The following is a 22828-nucleotide window of genomic DNA, read 5'->3' as shown; positions in this document are numbered from 1 at the left end:
ACCATGAACCTGACTGGAAACTGGAACTACCCCACGAGCGTTCGATTCGGCGTCGGGCGCATCGCCGAGCTGGCCGACGTCTGTCGCAGCCAGGGTATCGAGCGACCCTTGCTGGTCACCGACAGCGGCCTGGCGCGCGCGCCGATCACCACGGCGGCACTGGACGCACTGCGCGCCGCCGGCTTGGGTGTGGCGCTGTTCTGTGACCTCAAGCCTAATCCGGTGGAAGCCAACCTGGCCGGCGGGCTCGACGCCTGGCGTGCCGGCAAACATGACGGTGTGATCGCATTCGGCGGCGGCAGTGGCCTGGACATGGGCAAGCTGATTGCCTTCATGAGCGGCCAGACCCGCCCGGTCTGGGACTTCGAAGACATTGGCGACTACTGGACCCGCGCCGACGACAGCCGCATCGCCCCGGTCATTGCCGTGCCGACCACGGCGGGGACCGGTTCGGAGGTCGGTCGTGCGGCGGTGATCATCGACGAGCGCACCCACACCAAACGCATCATCTTCCACCCGAAAATGATGCCACGGGTGGTCATCAGTGACCCGGCCCTCACCGTCGGCATGCCCGCCAAGGTCACCGCGGGCACGGGCATGGACGCGTTATCCCATTGCCTGGAAGCGTACTGCGCCCCCGGCTTTCATCCCCTGGCCGATGGTATTGCGGTGGAAGGCATGCGCCTGGTGGCCAACGCCCTGGTGAAAGCGGTACACACGCCGTCGGACCTCGAGGCGCGCGCGCAAATGCTCGCGGCGGCGGCCATGGGCGCCACGGCATTCCAGAAAGGCCTGGGCGGGATGCATGCGCTCTCCCATCCGGTGGGTGCGCTGTATGACACCCATCACGGCATGACCAATGCCACCTTCATGCCCTATGTCCTGCAATTCAATCGCACGGCCATCGAGGAGCGCATCACCCGCCTGGCGGCGTACCTGCGCCTGCCCTCGCCGGGGTTCGACAGTTTCCTGGCCTTCGTCCTCAAGTTGCGCAAGGACATCGGCGTGCCCCATACCCTGGTTGAACTGGGCGTGGATGACCGGCAGGCCGACCTGATCGCGGACATGGCGATTGTCGACCCCTCGGCAGGTGGCAACCCGCTGCCTTTGACCCGGGACGGCGTGGCAAAGATTTTCGACGCGGCACTTCACGGCCGTCTGTAGGAGCGAGCCTGCTCGCGATGGACGTGTGGATGACGCGGGGTGTCAGGCTCCCCGCGTCATCGTTGACGTCCATCGCGAGCAGGCTCGCTCCTACAGAAAACCAAGGTCGAGCCTACGGCGGCTCAGTTCGGCCTGTCCAACACCTGCAAAGGGGCACACAACAATGAACCCAACAAGCCAGCCGGGCACCGACGCGCATGACGAGGACGTCAAGGTGCTGCACAGCATGGGCTACGCCCAGCAACTCTCACGACGAATGGGTGTTTTCTCCAACTTCGCCATTTCCTTTTCGATCATCTGCATCCTCTCCGGTGGCATCAACTCACTGGCCCAGGGCACCTCGGGCGCCGGTGGCATATCCATCGGGATCGGCTGGCCGATCGGCTGCCTGATCTCCGGGGTGTTCGCCATGGCCATGGCGCAGATTTCCTCGGCCTACCCCACCGCCGGCGGCCTGTACCACTGGGGCTCGATCCTCGGTAACCGCTTCACCGGCTGGCTGACCGCGTGGTTCAACCTGCTGGGGCTGGTCACGGTGCTGGGCGCGATCAACGTCGGGACCTATTACTTCTTTTTCGGTGCCTTCGGACCGGCACTGGGCATGGAGGACACGACCACGGTCAGGGTGATTTTCCTGGCAATCCTCACGGGCCTTCAGGCCTTGTGCAACCACTTGGGTATCGGCCTGACGGCCAAGCTCACCGACTTCTCCGGCTACCTGATCTTCGCCACGGCGCTGGCGCTGACCATCGTCTGCCTGATCTCGGCACCCAGCTATGAATTCGCGCGGCTGTGGACCTTCGGCAACTATTCCGGCGAAGCGGGCGGCAGCGTCTGGCCGCAGGTCTCCAACGGCTGGGTGTTCATGCTCGGCCTGCTGCTGCCGATCTACACCATCACCGGCTACGACGCCTCGGCGCATACCTCCGAGGAAACCCGCAACGCGGCCATGTCGGTGCCGCGCGGCATGGTCATGTCGGTGGTCTGGTCGCTGCTGTTCGGCTGGCTGATGCTGAGCGCGTTCGTGCTGATGCTGCCGAACATGGACGAGGCGGCCAAGCAAGGCTGGAACGTGTTTTTCTGGGCCATGAACACCCAGGTCAACTCGACCTTGAAACTGGTGCTCTATGTGGCGATTTTCATCTCGCAGGTGCTCTGCGGGCTGGCCACCGTCACCTCGGTTTCGCGCATGATCTTCGCCTTCTCCCGGGACGGTGGCCTGCCCTGCTCCAAAGCCCTGGCCTCGGTCTCGCCGACCTTTCGCAGCCCGGTGGCGGCCATCTGGACCGGTGCCACCCTTGCCGTCCTGTTCGACTGGGGCTCGTCGGTGATCTCGGTCGGGGCAACGCCGGTCTACACGATCGTGGTGTCCTGCACGGTGATCTTCCTGTTCTTCTCCTTCGCCATCCCCATCGTGCTCGGCCTGTTTACCTACGGGACGTCGAAGTGGCCGACCATGGGGCCATGGAACATGGGGCGATTCTGGTACTCGGTGTTCGCCATCCTCTCGATCCTGTCGATGATCATCATATTCGTCATCGGCATCCAGCCACCGAACGATTGGGCGCTGTACATCACTATCGGCTTCCTGGTCCTGACCGCCATCGTCTGGTTCGGTTTTGAAGCCCGGCGCTTCCAGGGGCCACCGGTGGGCGACATGATCGTCAAGCGCCAGGCTGAAATCGCCGCGGCGGAAGCGGCGTTGAATAAACAAGCCGGAAGCTGATAGCACAATCACTGTAGGAGCGAGCTTGCTCGCGATGGACTCAAGAGCGCCGCGTTTAGCCAGTAAACCCGCGTTATCGTTAACGACCATCGCGAGCAAGCTCGCTCCTACAGGGTCCGGGCTTTTATGCACGCTGATGATTTATCCTGTGCCTCCCCCGATTTCATCCCGGAGACACCTGTGCCCGCCCTCACCGCCCGCGAGGTTTACCAGCCGTTGCGCGATGCCGCCCAGGGTATTCGCACGTTCCAGCGAGTCGACGACGCTTGCGAGTCCAGTCATGTTCGGGTCGACATCGACGGCTGGCGCCTGTTGCTCGACGTCGACGCCGGCCACTTGCGCCACTGCCTGCACGGCCAATGCCCCGATGGCCGCGAGTATGCGTTCGACAGCGGGCAGCGCTTCGGCACCGACCCGGTGAGTTTGCTCAGCACCTGGGAACTGGCGCAGATTGAGCGGTTGCTGGCCTGAATCATTGGCAAGCTATCGTTCCCTGGCCGCACTTGTGATACACAAGCCGGAGTGATTTTTGCGTCCAAGGAGATTCCGCCCATGCCCCGTTCCCCACGCCTTTCGCACTGGCTGGCCTGCGCCCTGCTCGGTTGGTTCGCTGGCGCTGCCCAGGCCGGCACGACGCCCCCGGCACCCGATGCCCTGCAACCCTTGCTGGCGACGATGAACGAGCGCTTGAACATCAGCGAGCTGGTGGCGCTGACCAAGTGGGACAGCGGCAAACCTGTCCAGGACAATGCCCGGGAAGCGCAAGTCATCGCCAACGCGCGCCAGCAGGCGGACCAGCGCAAGCTCGACCCCAACGATGTCGCCGACCTGATCGCTGCCCAGATCGAAGCCAGCAAACTGCTGCAATACGGCCGGCTCGCACAATGGCAAGCGGCGCACAAGGCACCGGACACGCCACGACCGGACCTCAACAACGACATCCGGCCCAAACTCGACAAGCTGCAGAACCTGCTGCTCACGCAGTACGCCGCGTTCCTGCCCTACCGCAAAGACCCGAACTGCCCGCAATGGCTGGCCACCGAACGCTCCGCACTGATCAAGGATTACCTGCATGGCCAGGCGATGATTCGTGCGACCGGGGAGCTGTGTATTGCGGGGCGATAACGTCATATGAGCCGGGTTGAAACCCTCGCCAAAATCCTCCTCGGCCCGGTGTTGCTGATGCAGGGCCTGTACACACGACGGGTGACGCCCAGGTTGCCGGAGGCCGAAGGTGAACGCCAGGGCGAGGCCGGTAGCGGCGAGGTTCTGCGGTTGTTGATTGTCGGCGACAGCGCCGCGGCGGGGGTGGGGGCGGCGACTCAAGGTGAGGCGCTCAGCGGTCGGTTGGTGGAGCGCCTGGCCGAGGATTACCGGGTGTCGTGGAAACTCTGGGCGCGCACCGGTCTGGATTCGCAAGGGTTGCTGGAGCTGCTCGAACAACACGCCCCCGAGCCGTTCGATGTGGCGCTGTTGTCGATTGGCGTCAACGATGTCACCAGTTCGCTCACCCTGGATCAGTGGCTCGCTCGGCAACAGCGATTGATGGCGTTGTTGTGCGACACATTCGCGGTGAAGCAGATTGTGGTGTCGCCGCTTCCGCCGATGCACCTGTTTCCTGCCCTGCCGCAGCCGCTGCGCTGGTTTCTGGGGTTCAGGGCGCGTCGTTTCAACGCACGGCTTGCGGATCTGGCCGCCAGCGTGGATCAATGTACGATGCTGACCACCCCGCTGGCGCCCGAACCGGACTTGATGGCCAGCGATGGTTTTCATCCGGGGCCGATGCTTTATCGTCAATGGGCCGACGATGCCGCCAGGGTTATCGATCAACGCTTTCGCACCACAACAATAAAAACAGGAGTTGAAGATGTCTGAGCTGAACCTGAACCCCAATGTCGCCGCGTCCCTGAAGCAGTGGCACGCGATGATCGGCAACCGCGATTTGAGTGGCTTGCCCGAATTGCTCGATCCGCAGGCGGTGTTCCGTTCGCCGATGGCGCACACGCCGTATCCGGGGGCGCCGGTGGTGTCGATGATCCTCAACACGGTCATGACTGTGTTCGAGGATTTTGCCTATCACCGCGAGCTGGCGACGGCGGATGGCTTGAACGTGATTCTCGAATTCAGCGCCAGGGTCGGCGAGAAAGAGCTCAAGGGCATCGACATGATCCGCTTCAACGAACAGGGCAGGATTGTCGAGTTTGAAGTGATGGTGCGGCCGCTGAGTGGCTTGCAGGCGTTGGGTGAGGAAATGGGGCGGCGCCTCGGTGCTTATCTGAAGGCCACAAAAGCCTGACTCAGCAAATTACCCTGTGGGAGCGGGCTTGCTCGCGAAGGCGGTGAACCAGTCGATAGAGATGTTGACTGACACTCCGCTTTCGCGAGCAAGCCCGCTCCCACAGGTTTTGTGTAGAGCCTGAAATCATCACACCATCGGCTGGTGACTGGTCACGCAGTGAATGCCGCCACCGCCTGCGGAGATCGCGTCGATATCGAGCTGCACCACCTTGCGGTCCGCGTAGAGTTCGGACAGCAGGTCGAAGGCCTTGGCATCCGCTTGTTTGTCGCCGAACTGCGGCGCAATGATCGCGCCGTTGATCACGAAGTAGTTGATGTAGCCGGCGGCGAAGTCCTGGTTGTCCTTGCTGAACTGGCTGTTGCGCGGGTTGAGCGGTGGCGAAACGGTATGCACCTGCAATTTGCGGCCATCGGCATCCGTGGCGTTTTCCAGGATCTGCAGATGGGCGCGAGTGACCTTGTAGTCGTAGGACTCGGGGTCGTTGTCGAGGTTGGCGATCACCACCCCGGGCTTGACGAAGCGCGCATAGAAGTCGACGTGGGCGTCGGTGATGTCCTTGCCCTTGATGCCCGGCAGCCAGATGATTTTGCGCAGGCCCAGGCGTTCCTTCAGCTCCGCTTCGACCTCGGCCTTGCTCCAGTCGGGGTTGCGATTGCGGTTGATCCAGCTGCTTTCGGTCATGATCCCGGTGCCGTGGCCATCCACTTCGATGCCACCGCCCTCGCCCACCAGTTCGCTGCGCTGGTACTCGGCCCTGGCGTTTTGCGCGACCTGGGCGGCCAATTGCGCATCGTCCTCATGCTGCTGCTTGTTGCCCCAGCCGTTGAAGTTGAAGTCCACGGCGCCGAGGTTGCCGTTGTCATCGACGACAAAATTGGCGCCGATGTCGCGCATCCAGATGTCGTCCAGTTCGGTGATCACGAAGGTGGTGTTGTGGCTGCCGCATTTGGCTTCGGCCAGGCGCCGTTCGCTCTGGCGACAGAACACCGTGACCGGCTCGTATTCGGCGATGCTGCGGGCGATCCGGCCAAGGGCGTCTTGCACGTGGGGCGTGAAGTCCTCCCAGATCGCGGCCTGAGCCCCGAAGGCGATGAAGGCCCGCTGGTGTTTTTCACCTTCATCGGGCATGTACCCGTTGCCTTTGCCGGCCGCGCGCACCGGCAGAGCGGCAAAGCCCAATCCCATGGACGCCACCGCGCCCAGTCCGGCGATGACCGATACCTGCTTGATGAATGTTCGACGTGTCGGCATGTGTTTTCCTGAAATCCGGGGTTTGGCCGGCCCGCGGGCCGGCCGGTGATCAATTGACCGTAGCGGTCTTGAACTTGGTCCAGGTGCGCATGCGTGCCCGCATGTCGGCCTGGGGAATGTCCTTGCCGGGAATCAACCGCGCGTAGGTGGCTTCATCGAGGTAGATGTCCGGGTTGTTGCGCATCGCGGCATCGACGTCCGGCCTTGCCTTGGCGTTGGAGGTCGGATAGCCGGTGAAGTTGCTGATGGCCGCCATGTTTTCCGGGCGCATCACGAAGTTGATGAACGCGTAGGCGTATTCCGGGTGCGGGGCGTCGACGGGAATGGCCATGGTGTCCATCCACACCGTGGTGCCTTCGCGGGGAATGCGGTAGTGGAAGGTGGTTTTCTTGCCGGCGCTGTCGGCCGTGCGCTGCGCCTGGGTCATGTCGCCGCTGTAGCCGAGGGACATGCACAGGTTGCCGTTGACCAGATCGGTCACCGGTTGCGACTGGAATTTGCGCACGTACGGCCGCATCTTCATCAACAACTCACTGGCCGCCGCCAGGTCCGCCGGTTTGCCGCTGCGCGGGTCGCGGCCGAGGTAGTTGAGCACCACCGCCAGCACTTCGTCCGGCGAGTCGATCATCGAGATGCCGCAATCGGCAAACTTCGCCGCCAGCTCCGGCTTGAACAGCATGTCCAGGCTGTTGACCGGTGCGTCCGGCGCACGCTGGGCGACCTGTTCGGCGTTGTAGGTCAGGCCGATGGTGCCCCAGGTGTAGGGAACCGTGGCGTTGCTCGAATGCTCATAGTGCGAGCGCAGCTTCTGCAACCCCGGCTCGACGTCGTTCAGGGCGCTGATTCTGGACTGATCCAGGGGTTGCAGGCTGCCGGCGCGCACCAGGCGTTCGGCCACGGTGTCGCCGGGGAAGATCAGGTCGTAACCGCTGCCGCCGGCAAGCATCTTGGCTTCCAGGGTTTCACTGCCGTCCATGACGTCGTAGATCACCTTGATCCCGGTTTCGGCGGTGAACTTGCTGAGAGTGTCCTCGGCAAAATAGTCGGCCCAGTTGTACAGCCGCAGGGTTTTCTCCTCGGCATGCAACGCAGGCACCGCACAGGTCAGCGCCAGCCCCATGGCCAGGCACAGCGTGTTGATCGTATTCATGTCACACCCCTTGGGTTGCCCAGCGAGAGTGGATCTGACGACCGTCCTGGGTCAGCAAGGCGCCGTACATGTCCGGACGGCGGTCGCGGTAGATGCCCCAGGTCAGGCGGTCTTCGCGCATGGCCGCCAGGTCCAGGGTGTGGACCAGCACGCCGGTGCTGTCGCGGTCGGCTTCGGCGAGCAACTTGCCCTTGTGATTGCAGATGAACGACGAGCCATAGAAGCTCATTTGCAGGGTCGGGTCGGTGGTCGCCGCTTCCCGGCCGACACGGTTGGCCGCCACCACCGGCAACAGGTTGGCGGCGGCGTGTCCGCGCATGGTCATCTGCCAGTGATCGCGTGAATCGAGGGCGGCGCAGCCAGGCTCCGAGCCGATGGCCGTGGGGAACAGCAGCACTTCGGCGCCCATCAAGGCCAGGCAGCGGGCGGTTTCGGGGAACCACTGGTCCCAGCAGATGCCCAGGCCGATGCGCCCGAACGCGGTGTCCCAGACCCGGAACCCGCTGTCGCCGGGGCTGAAGTATTCCTTCTCCTGATAGCCGATGGCGTTGGGGATGTGGGTCTTGCGGTACACGCCCAACAGGCGCCCGTCGGCGTCGGCCACGCTCAACGAATTGAAGTAGGCATTACCGGCCTTCTCGTACCAGCTCAGCGGCAGCACCACGCCCAACTCTTTGGCCAATGCGGCAAAGCGCTTGAGCACGTGGCTGTCGCGATATTCCTCGGCCAGGGCCAGGTGTTTGTGGTGTTGCTCGATGCAGAAGTACGGCGTGGCGAACAGCTCCTGCAGCAGGATGACCTGCGCGCCCTTGGCCGCGGCCTCGCGGACCAGTTGCTCGGCCTGGTCGAGGTTATTTTTCAGGTCCCAGGTGCAGGGCATTTGCGTGGTGGCGATGGTCAACAGTGTCATGGCATCAACCCCGCACCGGCCAGGCCGGCTGTTGCTGGGTGATGCAATGCACACCGCCGCCACCATGGGCCAGATGGTTGATCCGCACCGGCACCACTTCACGGCAGGGGAACGCCTGTGCCAACACTTCGGCAGCGGCCTTGTCGGCATCGATGCCGTAGGCCGGCATGATGATCGCGCCGTTGGCGATGTAGAAATTGGTGTAGGAGGCGCAGAACACTTCGGCCTCGGTGTCCACCGCATCGGTGGCTTCATAGAGTTCGATCAGCTCGAATTGGCGGCCTTGAGCATCGGTGGCCAGTTCAAGGGCACGACGATTCTCCCGGGCGACTTCGGCGTACACCGATTGTTGGTCGTGGGTGGCGTCCACCAGCAACACGCCAGGGCGGGCAAAGGCGCACACGCCGTCGACGTGGCCGTCGGTCATGTCACCGGTCACGTAGTCCGGATCGCCCGGCAGCCAGATGGTTTTCTTCACGCCCAACAGGCGGGTGAAGATCTCTTCGATCTCGGCCTTGGTCACACCCGGGTTGCGGTTAGGGTTGAGCAGCACCGACTCGGTGGTGATCAGCGTGCCCTCGCCGTCCACATGAATGGCGCCACCCTCGTTGCTCAGCGCCGTGCCGAAACACTCCAGGCCCAGATGGTTGAGCGCGCGGCGGGCCAGGCTTTCGTCCAGATCGTGGGCCGATTTGCCGCCCCAGGAATTGAAGCGCCAGCTCACACCGGCCAGGCCTTGCTGCGGGTGGCAGACGAAGCTCGGGCCGGAGTCGCGGCACCAGCTGTCGTTGACCGCCAGTTCGATCAACTCGATGTTCGGCCCGCACAAGGCTTTGGCGCTGGCGACCGCTGAAGGATCGACCACCAGTTTCACCGGTTCGAATCGGGCGATGGCGTTGGCCACCCGGGCGAAGTCCTCTTGAACCTGGGGCAGCGTCACCCGCCAGCCTGACTCCCACAGGGTCTTGTTGTGCGGCCAGACCATCCAGGTGGCGGCGTGGGTGACCCATTCGGCCGGCATCGTCCAACCGCTGTTTTGAATACCGTTCTGCTGCATGACAAGTACCTCTGAGTTAAGTCATTGTGTTCAATGAAAACGCCCTTGGCGGTCTTGGCATGCATGCTACGGCTGGTAAAACGGGCAAACAAACGATGTATTTTGCAGGAAACTGATTAGAGGAACTTATCGATATGCTCAAACACTGGCCGCCCCTGAGCACCCTGCGCGGCTTCGAAGCCGCCGCCCGGCTGGGCAGTTTTCACAAAGCCGCCGAAGAGTTGCACCTCACCCAGTCGGCGATCAGCCAGCAGATCCGCAGCCTTGAGGCGTACCTGGAGCAACCGCTGTTCTATCGCAGTGGGCGCAGCGTCAGCCTGACCGATGCCGGTCACGATCTGCTGAGCACCACCCAGGCGTTGTTGCAGCAACTGGCCGTGGGCATTCGCCGGCTGGGGCAATACCAGAAACCCAATCAACTGGTGCTCAACACCACCCCGGCGTTTGCCCGGCACTGGTTGTTGCCACGCCTGGGGGATTTCCGTCGACAGCATCCGCAGGTCGATCTGTGGATCTTCAGCACCGATGAAGTGCCGGACATGGCCAGCCAGACCATCGACCTGGCGGTGCGCGATGACATCAGTTCCCAGGCCGAGTGCAGTTTCAAGGTGCTGCACGCCGACCGCCTCTATCCGGCGTGTCACCCGAGCCTGTTGGCGGTGCCGACAGAACAGCGCACCACCCTGCATGGCGAGCGGGAAATGGACTGGAGCCACTGGGCGGTGGAATCGGGCATTGATGTGGGGCAGATGGATCAGGGGCTGAACTTTTCCGATCCAGGGCTGCTGCTGGACGCCGCCTGCACCGGGCTCGGCATTGCGCTGGTGAGCCAGTTGCTGAGCCGGCAGGCGCGGGCCACCGGGCTGTTGCAGCCGATGGTGGAACAAACCATCCGCGGCCCGAACTGGGCGTTGCTGACCCACCGTGACAGCGAGAACACGGCGATGGCGCGCAGCTTCACTCAATGGCTGGTGGAGAACCTGGGCGAGTGATTACTGCGCCGGAAACGTTTGCAGATAGGCCAACAGGTCTTCGATTTTTTCCGGATCGCTCAGGCCCCAGAAAATCATGCGCGTGCCGGGCACCACTTTCTTCGGCGCCTCGAGGTAGGCGATCAGGGTTTCGCGATCCCAGACCAGGTTGGCGGATTTCATCGCGTCGGAATACACATAGTCCGTGGTGACGGCGGAGTGGCGACCGATCACGCCATTGAGCTGCGGGCCGAAGAAGGCGCGCGCCGATTCGCCGATCTGATGGCAGCCGCTGCAGAGGCGCTTGAACACTTTCTCCCCGGCCTGGACATCGCCCGCAGCCAGGGTGGGAGTGCTGAGCAGGCCGGCGGTGAGTGTGCAGGCCAAGGTCAGGGCGGCGATTTTCTTCATGTTGCGGTTCCAGTCTGCGAAGGCTCGCTATTGGAACATGCAGGCCGGGGATACCCCAAGTGGTCAAATGGACGCAATCCCTGTGGGAGCGGGCTTGCTCGCGAAGGCGATAGTCCAGTCACCTACGATGTTGAATGTGAAGGCCTCTTCGCGAGCAAGCCCGCTCCCACAGGGACTTGTGCATGGCTTACTTTTTGTTGAGTTCAATCGCCGCCTGAATCAACGCCGTCAGCGCCTTTTCATCGATCTGCTCGCCCTCGCGTACATCGATGGCTCGGCGGGTATTGCCTTCAAGGCTTGCATTGAACAGCTTCGACGGGTCGTCCAGCGATGCGCCCTTGGCGAAGGTCAGCTTCACCACTTGCTTGTAGGTCTCGCCGGTGCAGAGGATGCCGGCACGGGACCACACCGGCACGCGCCACTTCCACTCTTCGATCACTTCGGGGTCGGCCTGCCGGATGATCTTGCGCAGGCGGGCCAGGGTTTCGCCGCGCCAGTCGGCGAGTTCGCGAATTCGCTCGTCGATCAGTGCCGAGGCTTCGTTTGATTCAACCTTGTCCGTTTTCATCACCGTCTGCACCCTCATCATGATGGTTGTGACCGATGAGGGTAGACGCTGTTGGCGGGTTTTCACGGTGACGAACCAAAACCCGGCGCTGAAGGCCAGGAAGACGGCAGGGACGGTGCGCCGATCCGACAGGCTCCCTCGCCACAATTGTTCATTTGTCATCGAATTGTCATGAAGTGGGCGCCATACTCAGCTCATCCAATGCGTGCTTTAACTTTCTGCTGCCTCTCCCGGCGGCTTTTTTTTTGCCTGAAATGGTGCTTACAGGCATTCCTGCGCCGCACGCTCGAAACTGGACGGCACGAAGGTCGACGCCAGCAGCTTGCGCTCGTACAGGAACACCTTGCCGCCGTTCGAGGCCTTGTAGGTTTCAAGCACGTTGTCCGCCGCCACTTTGCTCGATACGACGATCCGGTAGCTGCGCTGGGTCTGCGACACCGTGGGCGCCAGTGCATCGTGCTGCAACTTCGGCACCACGCAGTGGGTGTATTCCTCGGGCGACTTGCTGGTCTGCAAGGTCAGCGTCGGATTGTTCGGCGTGGCGCAACCGGCCAGCAACAGCGAGGCGAAGACCAGGGTCGGGGCAAAAAAAGTGCGCATGAGTCAGGTCCTGAAAAGCAATCTATGGTGAATTGGCTGGTTAATGGGTTGCTGCGGTCAATCCGGCGGAGACCAGCGCGCTCAACGACGCATCGAACTGTTTCAACGCGGTCAGTTGCAGGTCGCGTTGCTGTTCGATTTGCGCGGCAATCTCGGGCGCGGTCTTGTCATGCACCCACACCGACGGCAGCTGTTTTTCCACCGCGCCTTCGGCCTTGCCGATGTATTGCAGGCTGGCGTCGTAGAACCGTGCGGCAAAACGCGCCTCGACCCGATCGTTACGCTGGGTCAGCAACTGGTTGTGGGTATCGAGCATCACCACGACATCGGGATGGGCCTGTACCAGGGCATCGAGGCTGTCGTAGACCGTCACCGACAGAAAGGTCTTGTGCAAAGAACTCAGCAGCCAGTCGATGGCCAGTTGCGGATCGGAGCTGTCGACGAAGGCCTGACGAATTCGCGCATCCAGTGCGTGCTTCGCGCCGTTCACGGCCACCGAGTGGTATTGCTCAAGGTATTGCAGGTTTTCCACGGTGTGTTCGCTGTAGAGCACCCCGACCGTCTGCCCGTATTGCAAGCCGCCCTGGCTACCGGTGATGGGCGGCAGGTGGCAGGTGCGTGCGTCCCCGGCAAAGGCCGATGCGGTAGACGCAACACTGCCCAGCAACAGGGCGATCACAGCCAGTCGGGTCAAGATTTTCATCGCGCAGGTTCCTTGAGCGGCGTGTTCAATGCCGGCAATTTTCCGCCTTTGCGCAAAAAACAGAACTTGCGATTCTTGATGGTGACTATTGACTGAACCAATAGTGTGGCGGCGCCAGCACAGGCCTCTGACGCAAACTTACCGGTGAATGTCGAACAAGCGGCTGTGCCGGGCGCCCACTGTTGATTACAGTGTCGACTGCCCTCAAAACCTGATCAAGGAGTGAAACAATGGTGACCTGCTACCTGAAATACGTGCTCGACCCCTACCAGCTCGACGCCTTCGAGCACTACGGCAAGTTGTGGATCCCCCTGGTGGAGAAGTTCGGCGGCCAGCACCACGGCTACTTTTTGCCCTCGGAGGGCGCCAACAATATCGCCCTGGCGCTGTTCACCTTTCCCAGCCTGGCAGCCTACGAACATTACCGGCATCAATCGATGAACGACCCGGCGTGCATCGCGGCGTTCAAATACGCCGAAGACCGGAAATTCATCCTCAGCTACGAGCGTTCATTCATGCGGCCGGTGTTTGCCTGAAAGGCTCGCTGATTCAGTCTTTTTTCAGATCCAGGCAGTAGGTGTAGTAACCGGGATCGCGCACCCAGCCCAGGGATTCATACAAGCGCTGGGCGGTGAAATTGTCGGTGGCGGTTTCCAGTGTCATGCCTTTGCCACCGGCCAGCCTTGCAAAATCCCGGGCGGTGTTCATCAGCAAGGTGCCGACGCCTTTGCCCCGGGCCGCGGGCGTGGTGAACAGATCACCGAGCAACCAGGTGCGATGGGCATCGATCGAGGAAAAAGTCGGGAACAGCTGGACGAAGCCGAGGTTTTCACCGCCGGTGTCCCGGGCAAGAAAAATCACCGATTCATCCCGGGCGATGCGCTCGGCGATGAAGGCGCGCGACTGCGCCAGGTTCGACGGCTGCTCGTAGAACATCCGGTAGGCGTCAAACAGAGGGGCGATCTGGTCGATGTGCGATGCGTCGGCGCGCAGGGCCTGAATAGCCATGAGGGTGCTCCATTGCGGTCTCAAGGAATTACAGACTAGCAATGGCCAGGAAACAACGACGCACTATTTTCCTGAAAGCACCGAGATCCCTGTGGGAGCGGGCTTGCTCGCGAAAGCGGTGGATCAGTCACATCCATGTTTAATGTGCTGCCGCCTTCGCGAACAAGCCCGCTCCCACATTAGGTTTGCACATTGATTGCGGGTTGCCGTCAGACCCGCACGTTACGCCCCGGCAACGACGTACGCTGGCTGCTCTCCCAGCCCTCCACCAACCCTACCGGCACATCCGACGCCGGCAGCATCTGCACGCCACGCACCAGATCGGACGCCCGCTCAGCCAGCATGATGGTCGGCGCATTAAGGTTGCCGTTCGGTTCGGTCGGGAACACAGACGAATCGATCACCCGCAGACCGGCGATACCACGCACGCGCAATTCGGAGTCGACCACCGCCATGTCGTCCTCGCCCATGCGGCATGAACCGCAGGGATGGTAGGTGCTTTCCAGGTTGTCGCGCACGAAGGCATCGAGGTCTTCATCGCTGGTCACCTGCGCGCCGGGGGCGATTTCGCCGTCGCGGAAGCGGTCCATGGCTTTCTGGCCGATGATCTCGCGGGTCAGGCGAATACAGCGGCGGAAGCCTTCGCGGTCCTCTTCCCGCTCCAGATAGTTGAAGCGAATCTCCGGATGCTCGTACGGGTCGGCCGAGCGCACCCGCACGTAACCACGGCTTTTCGGTTTGTTGGGACCTGTGAGCACCATGAAGCCATGGCCCTTGATCGGTTTGTTGCCGTCGTAGCGCATCGCTGCCGGCAGAAAGTGGAACTGGATGTCCGGCCAGCGCAGGCCTTTTTCGGAGCGAATGAAGCCACCGGCCTCGAAGTGGTTGGTGGCGCCCAGGCCGTCCTTGAACAGCAGCCAGCGCAGACCGATCATCAGCTTGCTCAGCGGGTCCATCTTGCTGTTGAGGGTCACCGGTTCCTTACAGCCGAACTGGATGTACACCTCGGCGTGATCCTGCAGGTTCTCCCCTACCCCCGGCAGGTCATGGCGCACGCCAATCCCGGCCTTGCGCAGGACGTCCGCCGGGCCGATGCCGGAGCGTTGCAGCAGGTGCGGCGAGCCGATCGGCCCGGACGAGATCAGCACTTCGCGGTTGCAAAGCACCTGGTGGGTCTGGCCGCCGTGGTCATACATGACCCCGACCGCACGCTTGCCTTCGAGGATGACCTGGCGGGTCATCGCGTGGGTGATCACCGTCAGGTTCGGACGACCCATGGCCGGACGCAGATAGGCATTGGCCGTGGAGCAGCGCACGCCATTCTTCACGGTCATGTGCATGGCGCCGAAACCTTCCTGCATGTAGCCGTTGCAGTCTTCGGTCTTGATGTAGCCCGCCTCCGCGCCGGCTTCGACCCACGCGCCGTACAGCGGGTTTTTCATGTGGTTGCCGTTGGTGGTGTGCAAGGGGCCGGTCTGCCCGCGATAGCTGTCACCGCCCGACTCGTAGCTTTCGGCGCGCTTGAAGTACGGCAGGCAGTTGCGATAGCCCCAGCCTTCGGCACCCAGGGATTCCCACTCGTCGAAATCCAGCGCATGGCCACGGATGTACACCAGGCCGTTGATCGACGACGAACCGCCCAGCACCTTGCCCCGAGGGCAGTGAATGCGCCGGCCGTTGAGGAAAGTCTCCGGCTCGGTCTCGTAGCGCCAGTTGTATTTCTTGGTGTTCATCGGGATCGAGAAGGCACTGGGCATCTGGATCACTACGCTCTTGTCGCTGCCGCCGAATTCCAGGACCAGCACCGAGGTGGCCGGGTCTTCGCTCAGGCGGTTGGCCAACACACAACCTGCCGAGCCTGCGCCAATGATGATGTAGTCGTATTTTTGCGTGGTCATGCTTATCTCCCGACCGTCGATTCAGTGAATACCGGCAGTGGCTGCTGTTTGTGGGTCAGCGTGTCGCCGGTGGTGTATTGCGGGGAGCTTTTCTCGATCTGCTGGATCACCGCTTCTTCGCGCTTGAGGTCGATCGAGCGGCTCAGCCAGTAGTACGCCAGGCCCGAGACGATCAGCCCGACCAGCCAGGCGATGTCGATACTGCCCAGTGCCTTGGCGAGCGGGCCGACATACACCTCGCGCTGTTCAACGCCGTCGAAGATGTAGAAGAACGGAATCATCGAGATAAAACCGATGGCATAGGCCGCGATGCCGCGCAGTCCCCAGCTGCCATAGATGTTGCCGTGGGGCATGAAGAAGTGCGGGATGGCGTAGCGGCCTTTGCGCACGAAGAAGTAATCAGTGAGGTTGACCGAGGTCCAGGGCACCAGGAAGTACAGCATCACCACCAGGTAGATCCCCAGCACCGACAGGCCTTTGCCCGAACTCTGGATGCTCAGGGCCACGCCCAGTTGCAGCAGGATCACGAAGCCGATGGCCAGGATGCGTGCCTTGCGGGTGGGTTCGATGTGCTTGATCGAGTCGACGCAGGTCAGCGTGGTCAGCTTGGCGCTGTAGATGTTCATCGCGATCACCGGCAGGAACGCCAGGATAGTGACCACCACCACCGCCGTGCCCATCAGTGGCGACACGGTGTTGCCGACTTGCCCCAGGGCCACCAGCACATCAGTGGTATGCAGGTGATCGGCCAGCCAGCCACCCACGGAAATCATCCATGCGCCGGACAGCGAAGCCCCGAGGAACACCACCGCGATCAGCTTGCCGCTGGAGGTGTTTTTCGGCAGGTAGCGCGAGTAGTCCGACACGTAAGGCGCATAGGCGATGTTGTAGCTGGCGGCCGCCGCAAACTGCGCAATGAAACCGGTCCAGTTGAAACCCAGTGGCTCGCGGGCCACTTCGCCTTCCGCGAGTGCCGGCAGCACCGCATCCGGCACCCAACCCATCAGCACCGCCATGGTCACCAGGCCATACAGCGGCAACGACAGGAACAGCGCCCATTTGAAGCTGCGGTGCATCCAGTCATGGCCGAGGATCGCCAGCACCGCCGCCGGGATGGTCACCGCCACCGCGATCACCGCAGGGCTGAAACCGAACAGCGTGTGCAGCCCCTGCATCATCAGCACCAGGTTGACGATGTTGAAGCCGGCGAACACGAACAGCGTCGCCAGCAGCACCAGGATCACCCCGCGATAACCGAACTGCGCGCGGGACTGGATCATCTGCGGCAGGCCCAGGTGTGGGCCTTGCGAACCGTGAAACGCCATGAACAGCGTGCCGAACATGATGCCCAGCGTGCCGGCGAGCGTGGTCCAGAGCGCGGTCAGGCCGACGCTCGGGCCGACGAAGCCGATGGTCATGGTGAAAAAGGTGAAGTTGCCGAGGAACCAGAACGGGCCCTGGCTCGACAGTTTGTCGGTGCGCTCGTTCTCGGGGATGAAATCGATCGAATGGCTTTCGACGACGGGTTTGTCATCGAGGCTGGACACGCTCGGGGCTGACTTGGCGTTAGTGTTCATGATGGTCTCTTATTGTTGGAAGATCATGACGAGATAGGTGTACGCCCTTGTAGGAGCTGCCGCAGGCTGCGATCTTTTGATCTTGATCTTCAGCCGTCCGACAGGACAGCAAAGATCAAAAGATCGCAGCCTGCGGCAGCTCCTACAGGGATTGAGTCAGCCTTGACTCAGGGGAGCGTGATCCAGACTGCCTTGGTTTCGAGCAGGTAATCGAGCTGCTCGGCGCCCAGGTCCTTGCCGAACCCGGACTGCTTGTAGCCACCGAACGGCATCGACGGATCGAGGGTGCCGTGGGCGTTGACGTAGACCGAACCGGCCTTGAGGCGCGGGATCAGGCTGTGCACCTTGCCCAGGTCGTTGGAATACAGCGCCGCTGCCAGGCCGTAAGGCGAGTCGTTGGCCAGGGCCAGGGCCTCTTCTTCATCGTCGAAGGGTGCGGTGACCAGCACCGGGCCGAAGATCTCTTCCTGGACAATGCGCATGTCGTTGCGGCAATGGGCGAAGATGGTCGGCTCGACGAAGAAGCCAGGGCCATCGACCGCTTGTCCGCCGTAGACCAGTTTCGCGCCTTCGGCCTTGCCGGTCTCGATGTACTCGGTCACGCGCTGCTTTTGCAGGGCGGACACCAGTGGGCCGATGAAGCAATCCGGGTCCAGGCCCGGGGCCATTTTCAGGGTGCGCGTGTAGGCAATCAGCTCGCGCAGGAATTGGTCGTAGACACTGCTATGAATATAGGCCCGTGTACCGGCGTCGCATACCTGCCCGGAGTTGAAAAACACGCCGTTGGCAACCGCTTGGGCGGCGGCCGGGATGTCGGCGTCGGCGCAGACGATGACCGGTGATTTGCCACCGAGTTCGAGGGTCAGGCGCTTCATGTCATCCAGCGCCGCGCGGCCGACAGTCTGGCCGACCGGAGTCGAGCCGGTGAAGGTCAGTTTGTCGATGCCGGGGTGGGTGGCCATGGCCGCACCGACCACACTGCCGCGCCCGGTGACGATGTTGATCACGCCGTCGGGGATGCCCGCTTCCTGCACCAGTTCAGCGAAACGCAGGGCCGACAACGAAGTCAGTTCGGCGGGTTTGACCACCACTGTGCAACCGGTTGCCAGCGCCGCACCGAGCTTCCAGGCCATGGTCTGCAACGGGAAGTTCCACGGCACGATGGCGCCGACTACGCCCACCGCTTCCTTGCGGGTGTAAGCCAGGTAATTGCCCGGCAACGAAGGTTCGACGGTACGGCCGTGCAGTTTGGTGGCCCAGCCGGCGAAGTAACGCAGGGTATCGACGGTGCCCTGGATGTCCACGTCCTTGGCGAAGGCCACGGATTTGCCCATGTCGATCGATTCGATTTCCGCCAGTTCGGCAGCGTTCTTTTCGATCAGGTCGGCCAGGCGCTGCATCATGCGCTCGCGCTCGGCCGGTTTGGCCTGGCGCCAGGCGCCGCCGTCGAACTGGGCGCGGGCGGCTTGCACGGCGCGGTCCAGGTCAGCGGTGGTGCCCATGGGAATGCGGGTGATCAGGCCTTCGGTCGAAGGTTCGATGACATCGGAGGTCTGGCCGTCGCTGGCTTCGACCCAGGCGCCGCCGATGAACATTTTCTGGACTTTGCTGAGGAAGGTCTGGGTGGCTTCGCTGACGCCGAATTTCTGCAGGTAACTCTTGACGATCGTGTCCATTTTTATTCTCTCTGCCCGGCAGTCAGGTCCTGCCGGGGCTCTGGTTTCTGAGCTTTTTGGTTTCGATATCAGGCTGGAGTGGTTTCGCTCTCGGCGGCCGCACGCACCTTGCCGCGCTCGTGGAAGATGAAACCGATGCTGTTGAGCAGCAGTTGCGCGGCGAGGATCGAGGTCATGCCGGTCGGGTCGTACACCGGCGCCACTTCCACCAGGTCCATGCCGACGATGTTGCCCTTGCTGCGCTTGGCCAGGGCCTGGATGATTTCCAGCACTTCGTAGTAGAGGAAGCCGCCGTGGCTCGGGGTGCCGGTGCCGGGGGCGATGGACGGGTCAAAACCGTCGATGTCGATGGTGATGTAGTAGTTGATGTTCTGTGGGATCAGCGCCAGCACACCCTCGACACCGAGGCGGCGCACGTCACGTACCGAGAGGATTTTCGAGCCGGCTTCATGGGCCGCTTCGTAGTCGTCACGGTTGGACGACGACACGTTGCGGATGCCCATCTGGGTCATGCCGACGATGTGGTTCATTTCCGAAGCGCGGCGCAGCGGGTTGCCGTGGCCGTAGCGCACGCCGTGGCGCTCGTCGACGAAATCCAGGTGCGCATCGAAGTGGATGATGTGGATCGGGCCGCGGCCTTCGAAGGCCTTGATCACCGGCGCGTGCACCGAATGATCGCCGCCGAGCACCACCGGCATCACGCCGGCATCGAGGATCTTGCGCACGGCGTATTCGGTGTTCTTGTTGCTGGTGGCCATGTCGGTGTGGACGATGTCGGCATCCCCGACGTCGACCATGCGCACATCCGATGCGGTGAGGTACATCACGTCATCTTCGTGATCGTAGGCGCCGGCGTGGCCGAAGGAAAACAGCGTCGATGCTTCACGAATCCCGCGGGGTCCGAAGCGTGCGCCGGAGCGCCACTGGGTGCCCATGTCGTTGGGCACGCCCAGCACCGCGACGTCGGCATCCAGTGCATCCCAATCGGTGCACACCGGGGATTTGCCAAAGGTGCAATGACCCACGAATGGCAGGTTCAGGCGACCGGATTCATAACCGTTGTTCGACATTTCTAGCCTCTCCACTTCTTGTTATCGGCCTGGCGGACTGCAAGGCGACCGCCGTTGGAAAGACTATGGGCGCAGGTTTTCGTGGAAAAAATGCTAAACATCAGATACTCATATCGGCATTCCCGATGCATCCACAGGCCGGAGGTCCAAGATGATCCAGCTGCACGATGTCGACCTGAAACTGCTCAGGGTGTTTGCCACGATTGTCCGCTGCGGCGGCTTCTCGGCCGCGCAGGCGGCGCTGAATGCCGGGCAGTCGACCATCAGCGAGCAGATGACCCACCTGGAAACCCGCCTGGGGGTCAAACTCTGCCAGCGTGGGCGCAGCGGCTTTCGCCTGACCGAACAGGGCGTGGCGATTCATGAAGCCACCCAGCGCCTGCTGTCGGCGGTGGAAAACTTCTGCATGGACGCCGACGTGCTCAAGCAGCACATCAGCGGCAAGCTCAACCTGGGGATCATCGACACCACGATCACCGACCCCGACTCGCCGATCCCGCGCACCACCCAGCGCTTCGTCTCCCGGGGCCACGACGTTCACCTGAACGTGTACGTCGGTACCCCGGCGGAACTCGAAGAACGGGTGCTCGACGGTCGACTCCATCTCGCCATCGGGCACTTCCCGATCCATGTGCCGGGGCTGCTGCAATCGCCGCTGTACCAGGAAGCCCTGGGCTTGTATTGCGGGCGGCGCCATCCGCTGTTTGGCAGCCAGTCAGAAGGTGAGGAACTGCTCGAAGAAGTCGCCGCCGGGCGCATCGTCGTGCGCGGCTACATGCAGCAATACGACCTCGAGCACCTGGGCGTGAGCAAGGCGGCGGCCACTGTCGATAACATCGAGGCTTCGGCCATCCTGATCATCTCTGGCGCCTATGTCGGCTTCCTGCCCGAGCACTTCGCCAGCCAGTGGGTCAAGAGCGGCGAGATGCATCAACTGGCAGCCGCGAGCCTGCGCCTGAAGTCACCCTTCGATGTGATCACCCGGCGCGGTACGGCACCGCCACCCATCCTCCAGGCGTTCCTTGAGGACCTGGCCGCCAGCGCCCGTAAAACCGCCAAGCCGTGACATGACACTCGCCAAATTGAAATTTTGCCGGGCATACTGATTTTAGTTCGCCAACCTTGCAGGCCCGTCATGCGCATCCACGTCACCTTCATCGACCGCGTCGGCATCACCCAGGAAGTGCTGGCCCTGCTCGGTGGACGCAGTTTCAACCTGGACGCCGTGGAGATGGTCCCGCCCAACGTCTACATCGATGCGCCGACCCTCGGCGCCGAGGTGCTCGAAGAGCTGCGCGAAGCCCTTTTCGATGTGCGCGGCGTGCAGGCCGTGACCATGGTCGACATCCTTCCGGGGCAACGCCGGCGCCTGCAACTGGACGCCTTGCTGGCCGCCAGTTCCGACCCGGTGCTGGCGGTGGATGACCGTGGTCATGTGCTGCTGGCCAACCCGGCGCTGATCGCCCTGTGCGGCCGCGAACCAGCCGGTGAATCGCTGACCGCCCTGTTCGACGATGCCGATTTGCAGCGCACCCTGATCGCCCATCATTTCCGCCTGCCGATGCACGAGGTCAGTCTCGGCGGGCAGACGTTGCTCCTCGACGCGATGCCGATCACCGACGCCGGCGCCCTGCTCACCCTGTATCAACCCAATCGTATCGGCGAACGCCTGTCGGCGCTGCACCACGACCATGCCGAAGGCTTCGATGCGCTGCTCGGCGAATCGCCGCCGATTCGCGCGCTCAAGGCCCGCGCCCAACGGGTGGCAGCATTGGATGCACCACTGTTGATCCAGGGTGAAACCGGTACCGGCAAGGAGCTGGTGGCCCGCGCCTGCCATGCCATCAGCCCACGCCACGACGCGCCATTCCTGGCCCTGAACTGCGCGGCACTGCCGGAGAGCCTCGCTGAAAGCGAACTGTTCGGCTACGCCCCCGGCGCCTTCACCGGCGCGCAACGGGGCGGCAAGCTCGGCCTGCTGGAACTGGCCGACCAGGGCACGGTATTCCTCGATGAAGTGGGGGAAATGTCGCCTTACCTGCAAGCCAAGTTGCTGCGCTTCTTGAGCGATGGCTGCTTCCGTCGGGTCGGTGGCGACAAGGAAGTGCGGGTCAACGTGCGGGTGCTCAGCGCGACCCACCGCGACCTGGAAAAAATGGTCGCCGAAGGACGTTTCCGCGAAGATTTGTTCTACCGCCTCAACGTGCTCAACCTGCAAGTGCCGCCACTGCGCGAGCGCGGTCACGACATCCTGCTGATGGCCAATCACTTCATGCAACAGGCCTGCGCGCAGATCCAGCGGCCGGCCTGTCGCTTGGCACCGAGCACCTTCGGCGCCCTGCTCGGCAACCGCTGGCCGGGCAACGTGCGGCAACTGCAAAACGTGATCTTTCGCGCGGCGGCGATCTGCGAAAACCCGCTGGTGGACATCGATGACCTCGACATCGCCCGCACGGCGGTGGAGCGGCAAAACGACGGTGAAGTGGGCAGCCTGGAAGAGGCGGTTGGCGACTTTGAGAAGAACCTGCTGGAACAGCTTTATCGCAGCTATCCGTCCAGTCGGTTGTTGGCGGCGCGCTTGCAGACGTCCCATAGCGCCATCGCGATTCGACTGCGCAAGTATGGGATTCCCAACAAACCGTAAGCCTGACTCGGTCAAAATGTGGGAGCGGGCTTGCTCGCGAAGGGGCCGTGTCAGTCGACATCAATATTGACTGGCACGCCGCCTTCGCGAGCAAGCCCGCTCCCACAGGGGGATCAGTGTTGTTGCCGGATTCTCTGTCTGAAAA

General features: G+C 62.5%; 23 protein-coding genes. 10 read left to right on the top strand and 13 right to left on the bottom strand.

Features of this window, described 5'->3' with window-relative positions:
• Positions 1–3: 3 nt before the first annotated feature.
• From KW846_RS16955 to KW846_RS16930, 6 genes are all read left to right on the top strand, one after another.
• Positions 4–1164 carry an iron-containing alcohol dehydrogenase gene (locus tag KW846_RS16955; RefSeq protein WP_102673960.1) on the top strand — a complete coding sequence of 387 codons (1161 nt, stop codon included), beginning with the start codon at positions 4–6 and terminating at the stop codon, positions 1162–1164.
• Positions 1165–1327: 163 nt separating this feature from the next.
• The gene (locus KW846_RS16950) at positions 1328–2890 is read left to right on the top strand and encodes an amino acid permease (protein WP_218483602.1); all 1563 of its coding nucleotides are present in this window, start codon (positions 1328–1330) and stop codon (positions 2888–2890) included.
• Between the two features lie 180 nt (positions 2891–3070).
• Positions 3071–3361, top strand: a complete 291-nt coding sequence (locus tag KW846_RS16945; protein WP_218483600.1) for a hypothetical protein — start codon at positions 3071–3073, stop codon at positions 3359–3361.
• Positions 3362–3442: 81 nt separating this feature from the next.
• Positions 3443–4015 carry a chorismate mutase gene (locus KW846_RS16940; protein WP_218483598.1) on the top strand — a complete coding sequence of 191 codons (573 nt, stop codon included), beginning with the start codon at positions 3443–3445 and terminating at the stop codon, positions 4013–4015.
• A 6-nt stretch (positions 4016–4021) separates the two neighbouring features.
• Positions 4022–4765, top strand: a complete 744-nt coding sequence (locus KW846_RS16935) for an SGNH/GDSL hydrolase family protein (RefSeq protein WP_218483596.1) — start codon at positions 4022–4024, stop codon at positions 4763–4765.
• Complete coding sequence (locus KW846_RS16930) at positions 4758–5186, top strand: nuclear transport factor 2 family protein (protein ID WP_218483594.1); 429 nt, start codon at positions 4758–4760, stop codon at positions 5184–5186. The genes KW846_RS16935 and KW846_RS16930 overlap by 8 nt, the downstream gene beginning before the upstream one ends.
• Before the next feature lie 129 nt (positions 5187–5315).
• On the opposite strand, the gene KW846_RS16925 is transcribed toward KW846_RS16930, so the two are convergent.
• From KW846_RS16925 to KW846_RS16910, 4 genes are read right to left on the bottom strand one after another with little or no spacing between them, the layout of a single operon-like run.
• On the bottom strand, positions 5316–6440 hold the full coding sequence (locus KW846_RS16925) for an agmatine/peptidylarginine deiminase (protein WP_218483592.1): 1125 nt from the start codon (positions 6438–6440) through the stop codon (positions 5316–5318).
• Between the two features lie 49 nt (positions 6441–6489).
• Positions 6490–7590, bottom strand: coding sequence for an extracellular solute-binding protein (locus KW846_RS16920; protein ID WP_218483590.1), 1101 nt, complete (start codon positions 7588–7590; stop codon positions 6490–6492).
• 1 nt (position 7591) lies between these two features.
• Positions 7592–8500 carry an N-carbamoylputrescine amidase gene (gene aguB / locus KW846_RS16915; protein ID WP_218483588.1) on the bottom strand — a complete coding sequence of 303 codons (909 nt, stop codon included), beginning with the start codon at positions 8498–8500 and terminating at the stop codon, positions 7592–7594.
• A gap of 4 nt (positions 8501–8504) precedes the next feature.
• Positions 8505–9557: an agmatine/peptidylarginine deiminase gene (locus tag KW846_RS16910; RefSeq protein WP_218483585.1), complete on the bottom strand. Its 1053-nt coding sequence runs from the start codon at positions 9555–9557 to the stop codon at positions 8505–8507.
• Positions 9558–9691: 134 nt separating this feature from the next.
• On the opposite strand from KW846_RS16910, the gene KW846_RS16905 reads away from it, so the two are divergent.
• Positions 9692–10549: a LysR substrate-binding domain-containing protein gene (locus KW846_RS16905; RefSeq protein WP_007980683.1), complete on the top strand. Its 858-nt coding sequence runs from the start codon at positions 9692–9694 to the stop codon at positions 10547–10549.
• On the opposite strand, the gene KW846_RS16900 is transcribed toward KW846_RS16905, so the two are convergent.
• The 4 genes from KW846_RS16900 to KW846_RS16885 form a co-directional block, all read right to left on the bottom strand.
• The gene (locus KW846_RS16900; RefSeq protein WP_218483583.1) at positions 10550–10939 is read right to left on the bottom strand and encodes a c-type cytochrome; all 390 of its coding nucleotides are present in this window, start codon (positions 10937–10939) and stop codon (positions 10550–10552) included. It abuts the gene before it with no gap.
• 187 nt (positions 10940–11126) lie between these two features.
• A complete protein-coding gene (locus tag KW846_RS16895) occupies positions 11127–11507 on the bottom strand; it encodes a DUF1801 domain-containing protein (protein WP_218483862.1) in 381 nt (126 codons plus the stop codon).
• 261 nt (positions 11508–11768) lie between these two features.
• Positions 11769–12107 (bottom strand): hypothetical protein, encoded by a 339-nt coding sequence (locus tag KW846_RS16890; protein WP_218483582.1) that lies wholly within the window; start codon positions 12105–12107, stop codon positions 11769–11771.
• A gap of 40 nt (positions 12108–12147) precedes the next feature.
• Positions 12148–12810: an ATPase gene (locus tag KW846_RS16885; protein ID WP_218483580.1), complete on the bottom strand. Its 663-nt coding sequence runs from the start codon at positions 12808–12810 to the stop codon at positions 12148–12150.
• Positions 12811–13040: 230 nt separating this feature from the next.
• Here KW846_RS16885 and KW846_RS16880 point away from each other — a divergent pair, with 230 nt between their 5' ends.
• Positions 13041–13346 (top strand): NIPSNAP family protein, encoded by a 306-nt coding sequence (locus tag KW846_RS16880; RefSeq protein WP_218483577.1) that lies wholly within the window; start codon positions 13041–13043, stop codon positions 13344–13346.
• 13 nt (positions 13347–13359) lie between these two features.
• Here KW846_RS16880 and KW846_RS16875 read toward each other — a convergent pair whose 3' ends face one another.
• The 5 genes from KW846_RS16875 to speB all read right to left on the bottom strand — a co-directional run bounded on the left by KW846_RS16875 (position 13360) and on the right by speB (position 20039).
• The gene (locus KW846_RS16875; protein WP_218483575.1) at positions 13360–13818 is read right to left on the bottom strand and encodes a GNAT family N-acetyltransferase; all 459 of its coding nucleotides are present in this window, start codon (positions 13816–13818) and stop codon (positions 13360–13362) included.
• A gap of 209 nt (positions 13819–14027) precedes the next feature.
• Positions 14028–15716, bottom strand: a complete 1689-nt coding sequence (gene betA, locus KW846_RS16870) for a choline dehydrogenase (protein WP_007980667.1) — start codon at positions 15714–15716, stop codon at positions 14028–14030.
• A 2-nt stretch (positions 15717–15718) separates the two neighbouring features.
• Positions 15719–17293, bottom strand: coding sequence for a cytosine permease (locus tag KW846_RS16865; RefSeq protein ID WP_218483573.1), 1575 nt, complete (start codon positions 17291–17293; stop codon positions 15719–15721).
• A 167-nt stretch (positions 17294–17460) separates the two neighbouring features.
• Positions 17461–18969: an aldehyde dehydrogenase gene (locus tag KW846_RS16860; RefSeq protein ID WP_218483570.1), complete on the bottom strand. Its 1509-nt coding sequence runs from the start codon at positions 18967–18969 to the stop codon at positions 17461–17463.
• 68 nt (positions 18970–19037) lie between these two features.
• Positions 19038–20039, bottom strand: a complete 1002-nt coding sequence (speB, locus tag KW846_RS16855; protein WP_008049320.1) for an agmatinase — start codon at positions 20037–20039, stop codon at positions 19038–19040.
• A 151-nt stretch (positions 20040–20190) separates the two neighbouring features.
• Between speB and KW846_RS16850 the strand changes: the two genes are divergently transcribed.
• Positions 20191–21105, top strand: coding sequence for a LysR family transcriptional regulator (locus tag KW846_RS16850; protein ID WP_218483568.1), 915 nt, complete (start codon positions 20191–20193; stop codon positions 21103–21105).
• A gap of 69 nt (positions 21106–21174) precedes the next feature.
• On the top strand, positions 21175–22683 hold the full coding sequence (locus KW846_RS16845; RefSeq protein ID WP_218483567.1) for a sigma-54-dependent transcriptional regulator: 1509 nt from the start codon (positions 21175–21177) through the stop codon (positions 22681–22683).
• The last annotated feature ends 145 nt before the right edge of the window (positions 22684–22828 follow it).

The sequence above is a fragment of the Pseudomonas sp. PDM32 genome, assembly GCF_019219225.1.
In the GTDB taxonomy this organism is placed as follows: domain Bacteria; phylum Pseudomonadota; class Gammaproteobacteria; order Pseudomonadales; family Pseudomonadaceae; genus Aquipseudomonas; species Aquipseudomonas laurylsulfatiphila.
Note: the sequence above shows the minus strand (reverse complement) of the source record. Positions and strands in the feature narration are given on the sequence as shown.

Coding starts and splice junctions, on each gene's coding strand:
- KW846_RS16875 (WP_218483575.1), bottom strand. CDS start 13,818: ATGGCTATTCAGGCCCTGCGCGCCGACGCATCGCACATCGACCAGATC.
- KW846_RS16885 (WP_218483580.1), bottom strand. CDS start 12,810: ATGAAAATCTTGACCCGACTGGCTGTGATCGCCCTGTTGCTGGGCAGT.
- KW846_RS16955 (WP_102673960.1), top strand. CDS start 4: ATGAACCTGACTGGAAACTGGAACTACCCCACGAGCGTTCGATTCGGC.
- KW846_RS16845 (WP_218483567.1), top strand. CDS start 21,175: ATGCGCATCCACGTCACCTTCATCGACCGCGTCGGCATCACCCAGGAA.
- KW846_RS16950 (WP_218483602.1), top strand. CDS start 1,328: ATGAACCCAACAAGCCAGCCGGGCACCGACGCGCATGACGAGGACGTC.
- KW846_RS16865 (WP_218483573.1), bottom strand. CDS start 17,293: ATGAACACTAACGCCAAGTCAGCCCCGAGCGTGTCCAGCCTCGATGAC.
- KW846_RS16890 (WP_218483582.1), bottom strand. CDS start 12,107: ATGCGCACTTTTTTTGCCCCGACCCTGGTCTTCGCCTCGCTGTTGCTG.
- KW846_RS16940 (WP_218483598.1), top strand. CDS start 3,443: ATGCCCCGTTCCCCACGCCTTTCGCACTGGCTGGCCTGCGCCCTGCTC.
- KW846_RS16925 (WP_218483592.1), bottom strand. CDS start 6,440: ATGCCGACACGTCGAACATTCATCAAGCAGGTATCGGTCATCGCCGGA.
- KW846_RS16860 (WP_218483570.1), bottom strand. CDS start 18,969: ATGGACACGATCGTCAAGAGTTACCTGCAGAAATTCGGCGTCAGCGAA.
- KW846_RS16850 (WP_218483568.1), top strand. CDS start 20,191: ATGATCCAGCTGCACGATGTCGACCTGAAACTGCTCAGGGTGTTTGCC.
- KW846_RS16880 (WP_218483577.1), top strand. CDS start 13,041: ATGGTGACCTGCTACCTGAAATACGTGCTCGACCCCTACCAGCTCGAC.
- KW846_RS16905 (WP_007980683.1), top strand. CDS start 9,692: ATGCTCAAACACTGGCCGCCCCTGAGCACCCTGCGCGGCTTCGAAGCC.
- KW846_RS16910 (WP_218483585.1), bottom strand. CDS start 9,557: ATGCAGCAGAACGGTATTCAAAACAGCGGTTGGACGATGCCGGCCGAA.
- KW846_RS16930 (WP_218483594.1), top strand. CDS start 4,758: ATGTCTGAGCTGAACCTGAACCCCAATGTCGCCGCGTCCCTGAAGCAG.
- KW846_RS16920 (WP_218483590.1), bottom strand. CDS start 7,590: ATGAATACGATCAACACGCTGTGCCTGGCCATGGGGCTGGCGCTGACC.
- KW846_RS16900 (WP_218483583.1), bottom strand. CDS start 10,939: ATGAAGAAAATCGCCGCCCTGACCTTGGCCTGCACACTCACCGCCGGC.
- betA (WP_007980667.1), bottom strand. CDS start 15,716: ATGACCACGCAAAAATACGACTACATCATCATTGGCGCAGGCTCGGCA.
- speB (WP_008049320.1), bottom strand. CDS start 20,039: ATGTCGAACAACGGTTATGAATCCGGTCGCCTGAACCTGCCATTCGTG.
- KW846_RS16935 (WP_218483596.1), top strand. CDS start 4,022: ATGAGCCGGGTTGAAACCCTCGCCAAAATCCTCCTCGGCCCGGTGTTG.
- aguB (WP_218483588.1), bottom strand. CDS start 8,500: ATGACACTGTTGACCATCGCCACCACGCAAATGCCCTGCACCTGGGAC.
- KW846_RS16895 (WP_218483862.1), bottom strand. CDS start 11,507: ATGAAAACGGACAAGGTTGAATCAAACGAAGCCTCGGCACTGATCGAC.